Source organism: Agrobacterium sp. BT-220-3 (genome assembly GCF_025910175.1).
GTDB classification, from domain to species: domain Bacteria; phylum Pseudomonadota; class Alphaproteobacteria; order Rhizobiales; family Rhizobiaceae; genus Agrobacterium; species Agrobacterium oryzihabitans.
The window spans coordinates 213,976-227,311 of sequence record NZ_JAPAIX010000001.1 but is presented as its reverse complement, the minus strand read 5'-3'; the positions used below and the strand labels follow the sequence as shown (position 1 = coordinate 227,311).

Genomic DNA, 13,336 nt, shown 5'->3' with positions numbered 1-13,336 from the left:
CTATCCTATGAAGGGCGGCGAGCGAAGCAGTTGACGTAGACACCGGCTGGAGCAAACCCGAACAGCGTTAAGACGAGCCCCAGCAAGGCTGTAGCGAGCGTGGGGAGCGTGATGGACTTCACCACCTGCTGAACGACGAACTGTGTCTGTGCGGTCGTTGTTGACCCCTGAACGATGGTGGCGACGTTGATGTAGCTGGCACCGGATGGCGTTTCAGCGATTGCGGCGCAGATCGGGGCAACATCGAATGCCGGGGAGAAAGCCCACGTTGCGACACCAGAAGCCCCAGCAACTTGAATGCGCTTGCATTGCACGGCCGGCGGCAGATCGCTTTCGTTGGCCTTCCCTGCCAGTTCTGATTCCACCATGGACATATCAGCCTTGGCCGGAAGAGCAGTTTCCACGTTTCCGAGGCGTGCGGATAAAGCGCTCAATGCGGCCTCGGTCACCGCAGCGCCATAACCGAGCGCCGACATTACAGGCCACCGATGACCGAGTTCATGGGTGCAGGCGTGCCGCCGCTGATCGCAACGCGCAGGACAGAGCCTTGCGCAACGCCGATTGCAACGGAACCTGTCGCCGTGAGAGCCACATCGGCTGTGTTGGCAGCATTGCGGACTGGATACCATGTCACGCCGTCCAGACCTAGATATTGCAGCGTGGCTGTGGCGCCGTTGAAGTTCGATGACTCGACGCGCCAGATATAGTCGCCGCCGGAGATGGGGCCGACCTGAGCGCCTGTTGCGGTGGCGCCGGACAGCAGCGTGTATTGCTTTTTGTCGCTGACAGATCCGCCATCAGCCCCGACCGCGATAACTACCTGCGCACCGCGGCGCGTGCCCGCCTCGTCGGTCCACGTGCCTCCGTCGTTCTTTTTCTCGAATGCCATTACTTCGCTCCTGTGAGTTCGTCATGGCGCGCGCACTCGCCGACGGTCCAAACCTTGGCGCCGCAAATCCCGGCAACCGTTTCATCAATTGCATCCTGATCCTTGGGAGAGGCACCACGAGCGCCCACGAGAGACGTCCCGAAGATCGAACGGGCCGACTGGTTCAGCCGCTCTTTACTGGCAGCGACCTGTTGCGTTGAGGTACACGCCGCCACGCTCACGGCACAGGCGACGATTGACGCGAGCCTTGTCAGCTTCATTGGTGAGTTCTCCGATTGCCTTGTTGGTTGCGGCGTCGAGTTCCGCACGTTCGATCAGGCGGGCCTCTTCCTTGGCTCTGGGAAGCCACCAGACGGCGTTGATGGTGGTGAACAGCAGGCAGGCCACAATCGCGCCTGCAGCCGCTCCTATGGCGAAGCTGATCTTGCCGGTGATCATGCTGCTCTCACGCGCTTGACCAGGTAAATGAAGCCGAGAATCCCGCCGCCGATCATCAGCGCAGCAAGCGCCCATTGGACCGGGCCAGAGCCGGCGAAAATGGCGCCGGCAGCCGAGAGGAACCCGCCGAGCGGGCCCCATGCTTCAGGTTTCTTGATCACTTCGACAAGGCCCGTGTCTCGGACGTCAGCTTTTGCTTTTCCTTCCTCCGGCACATTCACGGGCTTGACCATCTCAGCACTGAGAGTGGCCAAGCGGACAGCATTCCCGACGACACCGAGCTGGTCCTTCCACTGGCCTTTTGGATCCTTGCCAGTGACACGGATCGTCCATCCGCGGCCATTAACCGGAAAGCCAGTTTGGGGATTGGTGAGGCTGCGCAGATAGGCCATGCGCTCGTCGCAGTATGCGTGGATTAGCTTTGAAATGCCGCCGGGATAGGACTTCACCGCCGCCACGGTCTGCTCACCCACCGCTCCATCTTCACGAACCCGGAGAATTCGCTGGAGGCGACGGACAGCGGTGGACGGGCCAGAGTTCACCCCGAAGTCAAAAGCCGCGTAGTCGAGACCCTTGGGTAGCAGATCGCCACCGCTTTGAACCCAATAAGACCGGCGATAGATCTCGGTGGCTTCCTCAATCGTCATCGCCCTGACCTGCTCGGCCGTGACAGAAGTGACGCCGCGATGAGCCGCAAGTGTCTTGTGGGTGATGCCGAATTTGGTCGGGCCGCCCCGATCCGTCTTTGCATTGACGTAGCCGCCCTCATGACCAAACATAAGGTCGAGAGCGACGGGAAGGGTTTCCCGAGCCATGGTGTTCTCCTGATTGTGGGTTATTGGTGCCGGGTTAGGCTACCGGCCAAGCGATGCGTGCAATCTCGTCAAGAAACTTCTCGACGGTCGGCTGCGGCCGCTGGCCTGCCTGCACCTTTGCAAGCTCGCCGTAAGCGTAGGACCAGACGTTATCCCGCCACGCGACGAAGGCCTGAGCTTCTGCCGCCCATTTCGGTTTGGTTGACGCCGTGTAGGATGCCAGCGTCACGCCGTCGCGAAACTGCTTCTCGCGGGCAGTTGCATCGACAAGGTTCTGTATGGCGTTCTCGTAGTCAGTGATAGTTGGGGTGACTTCAGGATGATCTACGACGGCAATCTCACCGTCCAGCCATTTGCGAGAACCAGCATTGGCAACGAACTCCAACCAATCATTTTCACTGATCTCTATCGCGCTCTCAGGAATTTTGTCGCCATGAACCTCTGGCGAATAAAATCCAAGCGGGAAGCCATCACTATTAAACGTAGCGAATTTTCTCAACCTCACCTCCCAATAGCAAACCATCGGACATTGGCAACAGACAGCTGCGCCCCGCCCGCCCTGCACCAAATAGTTTGACTGGATAATCTGGATCCACCCCAATCCCAAGACTGATAGACGATCGGACTATGCGATCCGCTCACGTAATCCGTGAGGATGACTGGAAAGAAACCAGATATCGCGTTCGGAAACGCCTGTGGGTAGACGACGACAGCGCCACCAAAGGAGTCTAGCGATGGGACAAAGCCCCACTGGAGAATTTCCTCCAGATCGCCAGATTTTATCTTCATGCCGCCGTTCGCATCGTCGCCCCATTTTACGATGCTGTTGCCCGCAAGGTCGAGTTTTTTAATGGTCCCAAACACACCCGGACCAATGCCAATCGGGATATCGTCAGTGCCAACGGTGATTTCAGACAGACTGTCGAGGTTGCCATTCGACAAAGAAGCCAGCAGCCGGCGCATGGCCTCAACCGCCGCGATCGTCGGAGACGTCAGTTCGACTTTATAGGGTGCGTCAGTCTGGGCAGGACCGGGCCAGTCGTCGGCAAGCAGCAGTTCCGTGTCGCTGATGATCTGCTCGATGACGATCGGGCGGCCAACATGAATGCCGTACTTGTCACCGGCCTTGATCGGCGTCAGGCCAGCCACTTCCGTCAACCAGCCCGTGTCCGTTCCGATAACCGTGCGCGAGCCGACGGTGGCCGTGGACAAGCCGTCGCCGTACCATGTGGTGTTAGCCATTATTCGGATTCTCCATCAGCGGCTTCTACGAAGGCGGCATAACCCTCACTGCGCGCCGAGCGCAGATCGGCTTCAAGGCCGTTTATCTTGTCGAGAAGGATCTGGTTTTCCTGCTTTTGCATCGAAAGATGCTGGGAGAGCAGCAAAGTGCGCTGCTTTAAGAAGCCTTCGCGCACTTCTGCTTCATGCAAGGCGACGAGAGCGTCGACCTGCATTGTGTTGCCGGTAGTCATGGGATTTCCTCAGCGCTTGAAGGTGGATGCGATCAACGTCGTCCGATCAACCGAACCAATGAACGGGCCGCCGGATACGGTTACTCTGAATGTTGTGGAAGGTTGACCGAACGACGGGGTGTAGAGAACGATGTCACTCCCAACATACCGGAACCCGCTGGCATCATCCGTCGAGTTGAAGATGCAGAAGTTGCTCACCTCGCCACCGTTGGTGATATTCTGCGTGACAATCTGCGACTTCCCGTTGACCGTTCCACCAGAGATCAGTTTGCTTGATATATCAAGGCGCACAGTTGGGGAGCCAACGCCGTGACTGACAGTGACATCGAACGTCCCTGTGTCATTTCTTGAATTGGCGTCTACTCTTGTAATCGCGCCAGGTTCGATGTTGGATGTACCGACCGTCAACGTGCCGATGTAGGCGTTCGAAATATCGACATTGCCCAGAACTGCCGACAGAGCCGATAGCTGATTGACCCTCACCTCATCGAGATAGAGCACGCCCGACTGGAAAACGAACGGCCGCTTTATCGTCAGATCGTCGTCGCTGATCATCAGAACCTGACCGGCCTGCATCACAATGCGCGTAGGTAGAGATGGGTTGGACGGCACGTCCATGAGAAAAACAGCAGACCGATACGTTTCGTCATCAACCGCAGCCGTAATGCCGTAGCGGGCCGCATAGCCCGCTGGAGCAGCAATCGCAGCCCAAGCGATGTTGATCGATGCTGTGTTGCCACCCAGCGCCGCTGTAAGGCTTTCCACCTTGCCCGCGACGGCCATGGTTTCATTCACGGCAAGCTGGATATCCTCGCGATATTCAGCGCGGGCCGCGCCAAGTTCCACAGACAGTTCTCTGGCGAGATTACGGGTGTCCTTATAGGCAACCGTCGCCATTTCCATCTGCGCCGCAATCAGGCCGTCTATGGCGTCCTGTGCGGTTCTGGTGCTGTTGCGGAGCCATCCGAGCGCTTCTTCAATGTTTGACAGATCGATCTCTGCAAACACCGTCTGATTGCCGGTGATGTTGGCCGAAGTAATCCAAGCCGTGAATGTCTTAAACCTGTCTGGCACCGTCCTGATCGTGGCTCGAGCGTTGTAAAACACACCCGAAATCACATCCTTTGAGGTCTGGTAAACGCCAGCCTCCGGGTCTTTGCAGACGTCGGTATAGACAATCGTCTGACCGCTGATGCGATACTCGAAGATGACCTCAACAATAGACGGGTCTTGCGGCGGATCCCAGGTGAACCGGAGAACAGGCGTCTGGAATCCTTCGGCACCTTCGATCATACCGGTTTCGACCGTGAAGTTCTGAACGGTCGTGAGGATCGATGGATTGATAGGCGGCGTCGGCGGTATAACCACCGGGCCGGGATCAATGCCGCCATCATCGTAGATGTCAGCGCTGGTCTCCGACAGCTTCAGAGTGATGTTGAAGCTCTCGTCGCAAATCCACTCCGAGATCATCCATGTGCGGCCATTCCAGACGATCCATTCGCCCTCTTGCACCTTCAAGCCGACGCGGAGACTGACAGGCAAAGCAGCCGTGCCACCCATACGGTTCTGGCGGTACCGGATCGTCAGGAGGTATTGGGCGATATCCGGGTCTGTGACCTGCAAAAAGTCGTTGCTTGTCTGCCGGTTGCGACCGTCAGCGGCCACGTCGGCGTTCGAGTAGACCGGCTTCAGGCTCTGCGGGTTCCAGTTATCCTCGATCGAAAGGAACTGACCGGAGAGATGGTTATACCGCTCGAAAGCAGACTTCTTGAACTGGTATTCACTGTCCCTGCCGATATCGAGATCGTCTTTGGTGATCTCCATCACCGGTATTTGCGGTGCGCCAGCAATCACGCCAGACAGGCCACGACGGTTGAGACCGTAGCCTGCCATCGCATCCTCAAATTCCTTGAGGATTTCCGTGTGATCGTCAGCGCCGGTTACCCACAGACCGCATTCATACGTTGGCTTCCCGGCCTTGATGGTGTCGCAGACGTTCATCGCGACGAAGTACGTTGACAGATCCAGTTGACCGAGCGACTTGCCTTCACCAATCAACGTTCGGCCCGAATTTAGCGCCATGAGGCCAAGCTGATAGTTCAGCCGGTGCACAGCCGGGTTGCGCGTGAATACCCACGTCGCCGGATTGTTAATGCGCTGCGGGCCCGAACCGCCGGCAACCGTCGAATCCTTGCGAGGGTCATACTCACGCAGACCACGCATAACGAATTCGAACTCGGGTTTGCCCTTCTCGAACAGTGCGCTGTCATAAAGGCGCTCGACAATCACATAGCAGAGACCAGCATTGACGCTCGTGTTCTTCCACACGTTGCCAAGAGTTGCCGTGTCTGCGACCAGCTTAGCGTCAACCGGCTGGCCGGGTCTGCCATCGTAGAAGCGGATCGATATCTTGTCGCTGAATCCGTCGACGTGATAGTGAGCGGCTTCACCGCCGACGTTGCCGACCTGGATCAGCGCGCGGCGTTCGCCATAGACGAAGCAATAGTTTTCGAGGCCATCACACCAGCCATTTGCGAGAGCAAAGACCTCGGCGTTGTACTTGTTGCCCTGCCCCCACTTTGCGTAATAAAGCCGCTGGCCTTTCGTCTTGCCATCGCCAAAAAGCGCTTGAACGTCGATATCGCCGCCATACTGCGTCTCACCCTGCACGGCAGTATAGCTGCGCTTCTTCGGGCGCTTGAGGTAGCTGAATGCGAGACTAGTGCCGAACGCCAGCGCGCCGCCGATGAAGCTACCAATTGTGGCGATTGTCGATGCAGCTAAGGCGGTACTAGAGAATAGTGCAGTGGCGATAGCGCCGCCGATAGCCGAAAAAATTGCCATTGACGATTATCCGATGTGAAAGGCGGCGATGACTTCCCCGAGGCCGAAATCCTGACGGCCGTCCGGTGTTTTCGTAACGAAGCGAAGGCCGATGCAGATACCGACATGCTCGGCACCATCATCCAATCGCAGAATGACAAGATCGCCCAGCCTTGCTTCAGCAGCACCCTTAGAGGGCTGATCCAGTTCGGCCTCGAAGAACGTCACCAGCGACTTGTGTTTGCGCTTCCTGAGGGCTCTCTGGGCACCTGCGAGCGTGCGATAGCTGCCGAGATACTTCTTGGCCGTCTCTGCTCCTGTAAGCGCATCAATCATCGCGCAGCCCAAAAAGAAGCAATCGGCTGTGCCATAGGCATACGGCTTCGCCAGCGCCGCGGTGAGCGTAGCTTCAACAATACGGAACCGGTTCATGCGGTCAGACCGAAACGATGTTGCCGTCGCGAACGATTAGCGTCGAGATGTAGGCGTTCGAGATATCGATCTTATCGAGGTAGAGAACTCCGTCCTTAACGACGAAAGGCGCTTTGACCTGATTGGGGTCAGCAAGAGCCTCAGCCTGTTGGCGACGGAAATTACGGATCATCTCCTCCAGATAATCGACCGTGCCAGCCTTGATGCCGTCGACAGTGACCAATGGCTGTCCTTCGTGGTCCTTGAACACACCGACGGAAACATGCTCTGCCTGCTTATGATGAAACATCATCTGACTTCTCCTCAACCTTGCCGTTGGCCCCATTCCTCAGGAATGCTGGCGTTGGTGGCCACATATTCGAGGCCGGTGTCTGTAGGGCTATTGTCGAACTGTTGTTCTGCGATGGAGCGCTTGACGCCCGTGGAGCCGCGCGCCGAGCGTCCCGGCGGCTGCAGGTCTATTTCCATCGTCAACGTGCGCTCAGATCCCGATACAGCACCTTTGTTGTAACGCACCTGGTCGATCTCATAGATGGACGATGCCAGGATGCCCAAGACCTCGTTCGTGTTGGGCACGCCGCACAGGTGGGCGATTATCGTCGGCGCGTTTTGATAATTTAATTGCTCGATAATCGTCATCGCATCATCCGGGTCGTTAACCGGGATGTTCGAAAACGTGAGCGTCCTCGTGCTTACTGCCGTTCCTACAGCGGAAGTCATTGACCCCATACTGAGAAACCGGTTGGGCTTGTAGACCAAACCGTTGAAGGTGAAGTCGCGCCCTCCCATGTGATATCCCTTTGGCGGCAAGCCGGGTATGTCAAACCGAACCAGATCAAGGCGAGCAATGCCCCCCTTGTCGATCTGTGCTGATACTGCTGGATCAAGGCTCATGAGAAGAATACCTCAGTCGCGCTGAACGACGTTTCCCTACTGCCAAGAGATTTTGAAGCTTGTGCACTGCCGGGATCGATCAACATGACACACGCTGGCTTTTCGAGGTGCCCCGTGCATGTGGCGTTGAAGTTCTGCGTGTCGAGCGGATACATGATTTGAACGGCCGCAAACCCGCCAGAACTCGCTACGGCGGGTTCGACTATCCGGTGAAGCGATCGAATAAGCAGAGTTTTCCTGACCTCGATGTAATCGCCGGGCGAGAAGATGAACCCCGCCGGCAACCCGCCGAGATACAACGTGTTTGCGCTCACAGACTGAAAGAACACCTGGCCGTTGAACGCACCGCCTCCGGCTTTCGTGCCGGATAGAGGCGCGCCTGTATCCATCGCGATTGGTCGAGGGCGCCAGACGTCATAACCAAGAAACGTTGTGCCTCGGGCATCTGCCTTCATCATGAACGCATCAAAAAGACCGGACTGGACCGGGAGCAGAGTTCCCGTGGAATACTTGGCAGTCCAGTACGGAGTTCCAAAAGCCTGAACTTCCGTGCGCCGGCCTTCCATGCGGTTGGCGGAAACAGGGCTGACCGGGACGAAGTCAACCTGATTCCACGGTATCGCGGGAAGTGCTATTGGATCAGGCATTCTGACTTCCTCCGTTCTGGTAGCGGTCGGAACTGTTTCTCTTGTCTTGCTTCATAATTTGGACGGTCTGGTTGGCGGTGTTCCGCATCACCCTGCCCTCCAGGTCCGGCGACAGTTCGATGACAACTCTCGACTCCCCGCCGGCTTGAGACGATGCTGACTGACCTTTGGTGTGGTCAATTACGGTCTCGTCTGGGTGCATCATCGCCCAGAACCCGCCCTTGCCATCGAGGCCGCCCGCGCGCGCGCCGGAGCCGGTGTAACCCCCACCATCGAAGCTGGGGCGAGCGATAGGAACAGGACCGACCGATGGAAGCTTCGCAAATCCGCCTGTGCCGCCGCCGAATAATCCGCCGAAGAGAGAGCTTAGAAAGCCCCCACCGCCACTACCACTGGAAGCCTTGTTCACGCTGAACATCGCGTCGAGCAAATCATCCTGGATCCGGCTGATCACCTTATCGAGCGCGTTCAGTGCGATATCAGCCCATTCGTCCCAACTAATCCGTCCATCGTCCATGGCCGAGCGGATGTCATCGAGAACACTCCCGACGGAATCCTTGTATTCGTCCATGGTGTCGATCTGGCGGTCCCGAGCTTCCTGCTCGGCGTCGATCTGAGTGATGAGGCTGGCAATCGCCTCCCTCTCCTGATCTGTTGCCGCTGCTCCAGCCTGACGAATGGCGGCGGCCGATCGCTTGGCAGTTTCCGTTGCTCCTACAAGGCTCAGTTCTTCCTTCAGTTCGTCAATGAGGTCAGCAACGGACTGGCGCTCGCGCTCTGCCCTATTGACGGCCGCGTTTCTAGACCGGCTTCCCTTGCGAGCTTCACGCTCGGCGTTGAGCTGGTACTGGCTTTTGGTATTCTCTGCACGCTCGTTCTGAAGCTGCATTTCGTCTTTGAAAGGCGTCCGCTCGAAAGCATTCAGGGTATTGAGCGGCCCGAGCTGGCTCAAGATGTCCTTTGTAGCCTGAGCGTTGAGTGCAGCGGCGATATTTGCCGCTCTGGCGTATTGATCAGCGACACCCCCTACTGCTGTTGCGAGTTCATTGGCGTGACCAACAGCTTGACCTGTCATGCGAGCGAACTCAGCCGCATCGACAGAGGCCTTGTAGGCGTCTCTCTGTACGGACTGCAGCTCCGGCGACAGCTTCGCTCCTGAATTGGCCGCGTCAGTCAGCGAATCCCCGAGGCGCATCGCGGCTTGTGCAATTTCAACCGGGCCTTGAGCGTTGGAGAGATCGTCCATCGCCTGGGTGACTTTGCGACCTTGCTCAGCAGTAAGGCCGAACTCATTCGCTAGGTTCTGGACTTCGGCAGCATAAGCGTCAAATCCGTCTGTCTGCATTCGTGGCAACTTCGCCAACAGATCGAACTTTTCTATAGACTGATCTAGCGGCTGAATTGTTCCTTCCAAGGCGGATTTAACGTCACCCATGGCCTTGGCAAAATCGAGTTCAGCAATCTTCCTAAGCGCGTCGTAAACCCGGCTGGCGCCCTCGGCCTGCGCTCCGAACTTCTCCACCAAGTCGGATGCAGAAAGCAACGAGTTAGCGACAGCTTCGGCATAGCTGTCTGTGGCTTTTGCCAAGCGAGACATTGATGTCTCTAGCGTGTCGGAATTCTCAGCTGCCGTGAGAAAGTTTGCGGCCAATGGAAGCAAAGCGCCAGCCGCAGCACCTGCCAAGATGCCGATTGGGCCAAGACCGAGCGCCAAGTCCGGCAACTGAATCGCGATCGCCTGCAACCAGTCGCCGGTCGCAGAGGCTTGCTGAGCGACTTGCGACAGCTGCATTGACGTCATGCGCATCTGCTGGCTGGCGAACGTAGACTGCTTTGCTACCCCGTTGAAGCCCTTCGCCATTGTGTCGGTGGCTTTGCCTACCCGACGCTCTGCATTCTCCGCAGTCGCTGCGATGCTATCCAGATCCTTCTCGCCAGCCTTCAGGCTGCGGGAGTCCGCCGCAAGAACGAGCGTTGCGAAATCAGCCATTCGGATTTACCTGTCTCTAGGATAAGTTGAACGCCCAGCAGGAGGGGATCATGAACGATGCATTGAAGGCGCTCATTGCGGCGGCATGCGTATGCATAATCGCAGCGACGAGTTGGTATCTTTACAAAGAGCGCCAATCATATGTTGCGGAGCAAAATCGGCGACAGAGCCTTTCCGATATTGCCACAACGCGAGACATCGACAGGCTGCGAGAACTTGCCATCAAGAAACAGAAAGAACTAGCCGCGGTACGGATCACGCCGCAACGATGTGCTGATATCGCGAATAGGACCATTCCAGACAAGGCGGGAGAACCGCCCAAGACTTACGAGTTCGTTGAAGAACTAAAGCTGTGCGATGACTTCAAGCGCTTGGGTGCCTACGAGAGACATCAATTGGATTTGATCGGCGTATTCTAAAACAAGAAAGGCGGCTTGCGCCGCCTAACTCACTGTTTTCATGCGTGTCACCGTGGTGGTGACATTATGCCGATGGCTGGAACGCGGATGCGATAGGAACCAGCCGAAGCTTGCCCTGCCCCATCTTCTCGGTCGTGTAGATCCTTGCCTTGTGGAGCAGGCCGTTCCGCATGCAGATGCGGGCTTTGTCAGGATCGAACAGACGAACAGCGGAGTTACCTCGATCCGCTTTCATGCCGCCGTCGATGCAGCACCCCATTTCAGCAAGACGGTTCCCGAGCCACACAGTGGATCCACGAAGGCGCGGTGGGAGATTGAAATCGTCCCAGATGCGCTTTGCGGTGACGCCGTGGCGCAGAAGCAGGTTCCGCTCCGCCAGTTTGGCTGTGATCATCGTTTCAGCCATCTGGCCGGCGATGAGCGGCATTGCCTTCTCGATCTCCGTCACCTTGTGGGCCAGCATCTTGGCGATGCCATCGGTGCGCCGGATCAATTCCAGCACGTCGTCAGGGATGCCAGCCGAGACTTTGCCTTCCATCTTTTCCCGCGCTGCCGTGTTGCACCACATGTGGAACTCTGGGGAAAGATACTTCGCGTAGGCGAAGGCGATTTGCCAATGCGCCCAACTTCCTGGCTTTCTGCCGCCGACCTTCGTTACGACGAGTTCAGTCCCAGAAATTCTGGGATTGAGAATATCCGTCACAAACGTAATGAAGCGCTTTGCGTCGGCTGACGCCAGCCAGTTCGACGGCTGCCGAGCAGGATCACTGCCGTTTGCCTTCCACATATCGGTAAGCGAAAGCATGTCACCCTTATCGGTAATGACATGCCCATTATAGTTCAGTCTGGTAATCTCGGAATTGCCCATGCTATGGGTTCTCCTGTTGGCTGGCCTGCGCTAACAGCGCCAGTGGACCTAAGAGAAGGGGCGGTCGGCAACGTGGGGGTCCAATCCAAGTGCCTTCCGCCCCGCCGTGTTTAGCGCCACGGCCCACCCGCTAAGGTGATTTGCTTTTTTACCATTCCAGCCTGTGGATATCGGTAAGAAACTACGGCTTTCCCCAATCAATGTTTTTCTTGGGGATAAAATCAGTCTCAATCGAAAGCCTAGTCCAAGGCTTGCCAAATCAGAGAAAATTTTTGTCAGGAACGAATTGAGAACGCAACAGATCAGCGCACTCTCTCCGTGTCATTTTGGCGCTATACAGCGTGATCCACAGGCTAAGACGCTGCTCTCGCCTTTCGCTTCACTACTCCCGCTCCATCGGCGGAATGCTCAGAGGCTCCTTGCCAGAGTTAAACCCAGACAGATAAGCCGCCGACATCTTTCGGATCAGGCGAAACTCCCAAGGCTGAAGCTCGAGGTCGTTTGCTGCCGCGAAAGCTACCAGCTCTTGCCAGTCCGGCGTTCCAAGGCCCATTCCATTCGAGCGGATCGGGCCGAGTTCTTTCAGGGCATCAAGCAGATATTCCCCCGCCTCAAGGTCTGGCATCGGTGGCATAACGCCTGAGACGAGGTATTTCTGCCCCCGGCTCATCTTCTCGTTTGTGATCGTGGATGCCAGCCAGCCGAGTTGCTGTGCAGCTAAGACTAACTGGCGCTCTCGTTTCCCAGGATTGCCGCGCGATCAGTCGCGAAGTCCCTCACCTGCTCGACAAAAGATTTCTGCGCCCGATTGCCGTTGACCACCTGCAGGTTCAGGAACCATTCGACGTCATCAGGTGCTTTCGCTGCCTTGTTGCCGCGGCTGATGTTCTCGAAGCCGACGACCAGAGGCGCGAAGTCCTTCACGAGATTGGCGTGGATGGATTCGACCGTGACAGGCTCGCCGGCCGATCGATCTTCCTTCATGCGGGCGCGCTGGCTTTCGAGGATAGACGTCTGGCCTGTTGCTCCCTCGATGCCGAGAACAAGAACCCGGCAGGGCTTCGCCTTGTCGTCATCGTCATAGAGCAGCTTGCCAGTGCCGGGGTGTTTCAGGTGAAGCGCGCGGGGCTTCTCAGATGCCTTGCGGCTGTCGAACTGTGTGAAATCCATCAGGGAGCCTCTGCGATCACGCTGTCATAGTTCGCGCGGATGCTGAATGTGTATCCGGCGTAACTGGTGGTAGAACGCTCATTGCGCTGCCAGTCGTGGCAAATGCCCGTGATGTATTCGACATCGCCGCTGGCGCCAGGCTCCACGATCTTGAACGAGTAGAGGTTATGCGGGCCTTCCTTGGCCGCCGCCTTAACAGCTGCCTGCCCTGCATCTGCCTTGATCTCGCGCATGGAGATGGCCGTGGCGGAGCCAGTCTTGGCACCCTTGGCGCCCATGATCCAGCCGCTTTCCAGATCCGGCACGTCGATGATGGCGTTCGTGCCGCCGACCGGGCCGATGGACTGGATGCCGTTGACCTTGATTGCGCCTGTGGTGAACAGCGCCTCATAGCCAGCTTCGTCAAAAGTCGCTGGTGCGCCCGCCTTGAAAAAAAGCGTGTGGCCGATGTCGGAAGTAGACATGCCTTTATCCTT

18 protein-coding genes are annotated in these 13,336 nt (G+C 57.2%); 1 reads left to right on the top strand and 17 read right to left on the bottom strand.

Annotation, left to right across the window (positions count from 1 at the left end):
* Positions 1 to 5: 5 nt before the first annotated feature.
* From OK142_RS01290 to OK142_RS01230, 13 genes are all read right to left on the bottom strand, one after another.
* Positions 6 to 476 carry a hypothetical protein gene (locus OK142_RS01290; protein WP_498680781.1) on the bottom strand — a complete coding sequence of 157 codons (471 nt, stop codon included), beginning with the start codon at positions 474 to 476 and terminating at the stop codon, positions 6 to 8.
* Positions 476 to 889 carry a hypothetical protein gene (locus OK142_RS01285; protein WP_498680780.1) on the bottom strand — a complete coding sequence of 138 codons (414 nt, stop codon included), beginning with the start codon at positions 887 to 889 and terminating at the stop codon, positions 476 to 478. The genes OK142_RS01290 and OK142_RS01285 overlap by 1 nt, the downstream gene beginning before the upstream one ends.
* A gap of 174 nt (positions 890 to 1,063) precedes the next feature.
* Positions 1,064 to 1,327, bottom strand: a complete 264-nt coding sequence (locus tag OK142_RS01280) for a hypothetical protein (RefSeq protein WP_498680779.1) — start codon at positions 1,325 to 1,327, stop codon at positions 1,064 to 1,066.
* Complete coding sequence (locus OK142_RS01275; protein WP_498680778.1) at positions 1,324 to 2,142, bottom strand: glycoside hydrolase family 108 protein; 819 nt, start codon at positions 2,140 to 2,142, stop codon at positions 1,324 to 1,326. The genes OK142_RS01280 and OK142_RS01275 overlap by 4 nt, the downstream gene beginning before the upstream one ends.
* A 34-nt stretch (positions 2,143 to 2,176) precedes the next feature.
* Complete coding sequence (locus tag OK142_RS01270; RefSeq protein ID WP_498680777.1) at positions 2,177 to 2,641, bottom strand: hypothetical protein; 465 nt, start codon at positions 2,639 to 2,641, stop codon at positions 2,177 to 2,179.
* A gap of 2 nt (positions 2,642 to 2,643) precedes the next feature.
* On the bottom strand, positions 2,644 to 3,384 hold the full coding sequence (locus tag OK142_RS01265; RefSeq protein WP_498680776.1) for a gp53-like domain-containing protein: 741 nt from the start codon (positions 3,382 to 3,384) through the stop codon (positions 2,644 to 2,646).
* Positions 3,384 to 3,617: a hypothetical protein gene (locus OK142_RS01260; RefSeq protein WP_498680775.1), complete on the bottom strand. Its 234-nt coding sequence runs from the start codon at positions 3,615 to 3,617 to the stop codon at positions 3,384 to 3,386. Before OK142_RS01260 ends, OK142_RS01265 begins: the two co-directional genes overlap by 1 nt.
* 9 nt (positions 3,618 to 3,626) lie before the next feature.
* Positions 3,627 to 6,461, bottom strand: coding sequence for a phage tail protein (locus OK142_RS01255; protein WP_498680774.1), 2,835 nt, complete (start codon positions 6,459 to 6,461; stop codon positions 3,627 to 3,629).
* 6 nt (positions 6,462 to 6,467) lie between these two features.
* On the bottom strand, positions 6,468 to 6,872 hold the full coding sequence (locus OK142_RS01250; protein ID WP_498680773.1) for a DUF6950 family protein: 405 nt from the start codon (positions 6,870 to 6,872) through the stop codon (positions 6,468 to 6,470).
* A gap of 4 nt (positions 6,873 to 6,876) precedes the next feature.
* Positions 6,877 to 7,164: a hypothetical protein gene (locus tag OK142_RS01245; protein ID WP_498680772.1), complete on the bottom strand. Its 288-nt coding sequence runs from the start codon at positions 7,162 to 7,164 to the stop codon at positions 6,877 to 6,879.
* Between the two features lie 11 nt (positions 7,165 to 7,175).
* Entirely contained in the window at positions 7,176 to 7,766 is a 591-nt protein-coding gene (locus OK142_RS01240) for a DUF2163 domain-containing protein (protein ID WP_498680771.1), read from the bottom strand.
* On the bottom strand, positions 7,763 to 8,413 hold the full coding sequence (locus OK142_RS01235; RefSeq protein ID WP_498680770.1) for a hypothetical protein: 651 nt from the start codon (positions 8,411 to 8,413) through the stop codon (positions 7,763 to 7,765). Before OK142_RS01235 ends, OK142_RS01240 begins: the two co-directional genes overlap by 4 nt.
* Positions 8,406 to 10,403 carry a hypothetical protein gene (locus OK142_RS01230; RefSeq protein WP_498680769.1) on the bottom strand — a complete coding sequence of 666 codons (1,998 nt, stop codon included), beginning with the start codon at positions 10,401 to 10,403 and terminating at the stop codon, positions 8,406 to 8,408. The genes OK142_RS01235 and OK142_RS01230 overlap by 8 nt, the downstream gene beginning before the upstream one ends.
* A 50-nt stretch (positions 10,404 to 10,453) precedes the next feature.
* Here OK142_RS01230 and OK142_RS01225 point away from each other — a divergent pair, with 50 nt between their 5' ends.
* Positions 10,454 to 10,822, top strand: coding sequence for a hypothetical protein (locus OK142_RS01225; RefSeq protein ID WP_498680768.1), 369 nt, complete (start codon positions 10,454 to 10,456; stop codon positions 10,820 to 10,822).
* A 64-nt stretch (positions 10,823 to 10,886) separates the two neighbouring features.
* Here OK142_RS01225 and OK142_RS01220 read toward each other — a convergent pair whose 3' ends face one another.
* The 4 genes from OK142_RS01220 to OK142_RS01205 all read right to left on the bottom strand — a co-directional run bounded on the left by OK142_RS01220 (position 10,887) and on the right by OK142_RS01205 (position 13,324).
* Positions 10,887 to 11,690 carry a KilA-N domain-containing protein gene (locus OK142_RS01220; RefSeq protein ID WP_498680767.1) on the bottom strand — a complete coding sequence of 268 codons (804 nt, stop codon included), beginning with the start codon at positions 11,688 to 11,690 and terminating at the stop codon, positions 10,887 to 10,889.
* A 382-nt stretch (positions 11,691 to 12,072) separates the two neighbouring features.
* A complete protein-coding gene (locus OK142_RS01215; RefSeq protein ID WP_498680766.1) occupies positions 12,073 to 12,315 on the bottom strand; it encodes a phage tail assembly chaperone in 243 nt (80 codons plus the stop codon).
* 98 nt (positions 12,316 to 12,413) lie between these two features.
* Positions 12,414 to 12,860, bottom strand: coding sequence for a hypothetical protein (locus OK142_RS01210; RefSeq protein ID WP_498680765.1), 447 nt, complete (start codon positions 12,858 to 12,860; stop codon positions 12,414 to 12,416).
* The gene (locus OK142_RS01205; protein WP_498680764.1) at positions 12,860 to 13,324 is read right to left on the bottom strand and encodes a hypothetical protein; all 465 of its coding nucleotides are present in this window, start codon (positions 13,322 to 13,324) and stop codon (positions 12,860 to 12,862) included. The genes OK142_RS01210 and OK142_RS01205 overlap by 1 nt, the downstream gene beginning before the upstream one ends.
* Positions 13,325 to 13,336 lie beyond the last annotated feature (12 nt).

Bases quoted from the DNA above. Each gene is read 5' to 3' on its own strand.
- OK142_RS01290 (WP_498680781.1), bottom strand. From the start codon at position 476: ATGTCGGCGCTCGGTTATGGCGCTGCGGTGACCGAGGCCGCATTGAGC.
- OK142_RS01245 (WP_498680772.1), bottom strand. From the start codon at position 7,164: ATGATGTTTCATCATAAGCAGGCAGAGCATGTTTCCGTCGGTGTGTTC.
- OK142_RS01240 (WP_498680771.1), bottom strand. From the start codon at position 7,766: ATGAGCCTTGATCCAGCAGTATCAGCACAGATCGACAAGGGGGGCATT.
- OK142_RS01250 (WP_498680773.1), bottom strand. From the start codon at position 6,872: ATGAACCGGTTCCGTATTGTTGAAGCTACGCTCACCGCGGCGCTGGCG.
- OK142_RS01220 (WP_498680767.1), bottom strand. From the start codon at position 11,690: ATGGGCAATTCCGAGATTACCAGACTGAACTATAATGGGCATGTCATT.
- OK142_RS01235 (WP_498680770.1), bottom strand. From the start codon at position 8,413: ATGCCTGATCCAATAGCACTTCCCGCGATACCGTGGAATCAGGTTGAC.
- OK142_RS01255 (WP_498680774.1), bottom strand. From the start codon at position 6,461: ATGGCAATTTTTTCGGCTATCGGCGGCGCTATCGCCACTGCACTATTC.
- OK142_RS01275 (WP_498680778.1), bottom strand. From the start codon at position 2,142: ATGGCTCGGGAAACCCTTCCCGTCGCTCTCGACCTTATGTTTGGTCAT.
- OK142_RS01225 (WP_498680768.1), top strand. From the start codon at position 10,454: ATGAACGATGCATTGAAGGCGCTCATTGCGGCGGCATGCGTATGCATA.
- OK142_RS01205 (WP_498680764.1), bottom strand. From the start codon at position 13,324: ATGTCTACTTCCGACATCGGCCACACGCTTTTTTTCAAGGCGGGCGCA.
- OK142_RS01280 (WP_498680779.1), bottom strand. From the start codon at position 1,327: ATGATCACCGGCAAGATCAGCTTCGCCATAGGAGCGGCTGCAGGCGCG.
- OK142_RS01230 (WP_498680769.1), bottom strand. From the start codon at position 10,403: ATGGCTGATTTCGCAACGCTCGTTCTTGCGGCGGACTCCCGCAGCCTG.
- OK142_RS01265 (WP_498680776.1), bottom strand. From the start codon at position 3,384: ATGGCTAACACCACATGGTACGGCGACGGCTTGTCCACGGCCACCGTC.
- OK142_RS01285 (WP_498680780.1), bottom strand. From the start codon at position 889: ATGGCATTCGAGAAAAAGAACGACGGAGGCACGTGGACCGACGAGGCG.
- OK142_RS01215 (WP_498680766.1), bottom strand. From the start codon at position 12,315: ATGCCAGACCTTGAGGCGGGGGAATATCTGCTTGATGCCCTGAAAGAA.
- OK142_RS01210 (WP_498680765.1), bottom strand. From the start codon at position 12,860: ATGGATTTCACACAGTTCGACAGCCGCAAGGCATCTGAGAAGCCCCGC.
- OK142_RS01260 (WP_498680775.1), bottom strand. From the start codon at position 3,617: ATGACTACCGGCAACACAATGCAGGTCGACGCTCTCGTCGCCTTGCAT.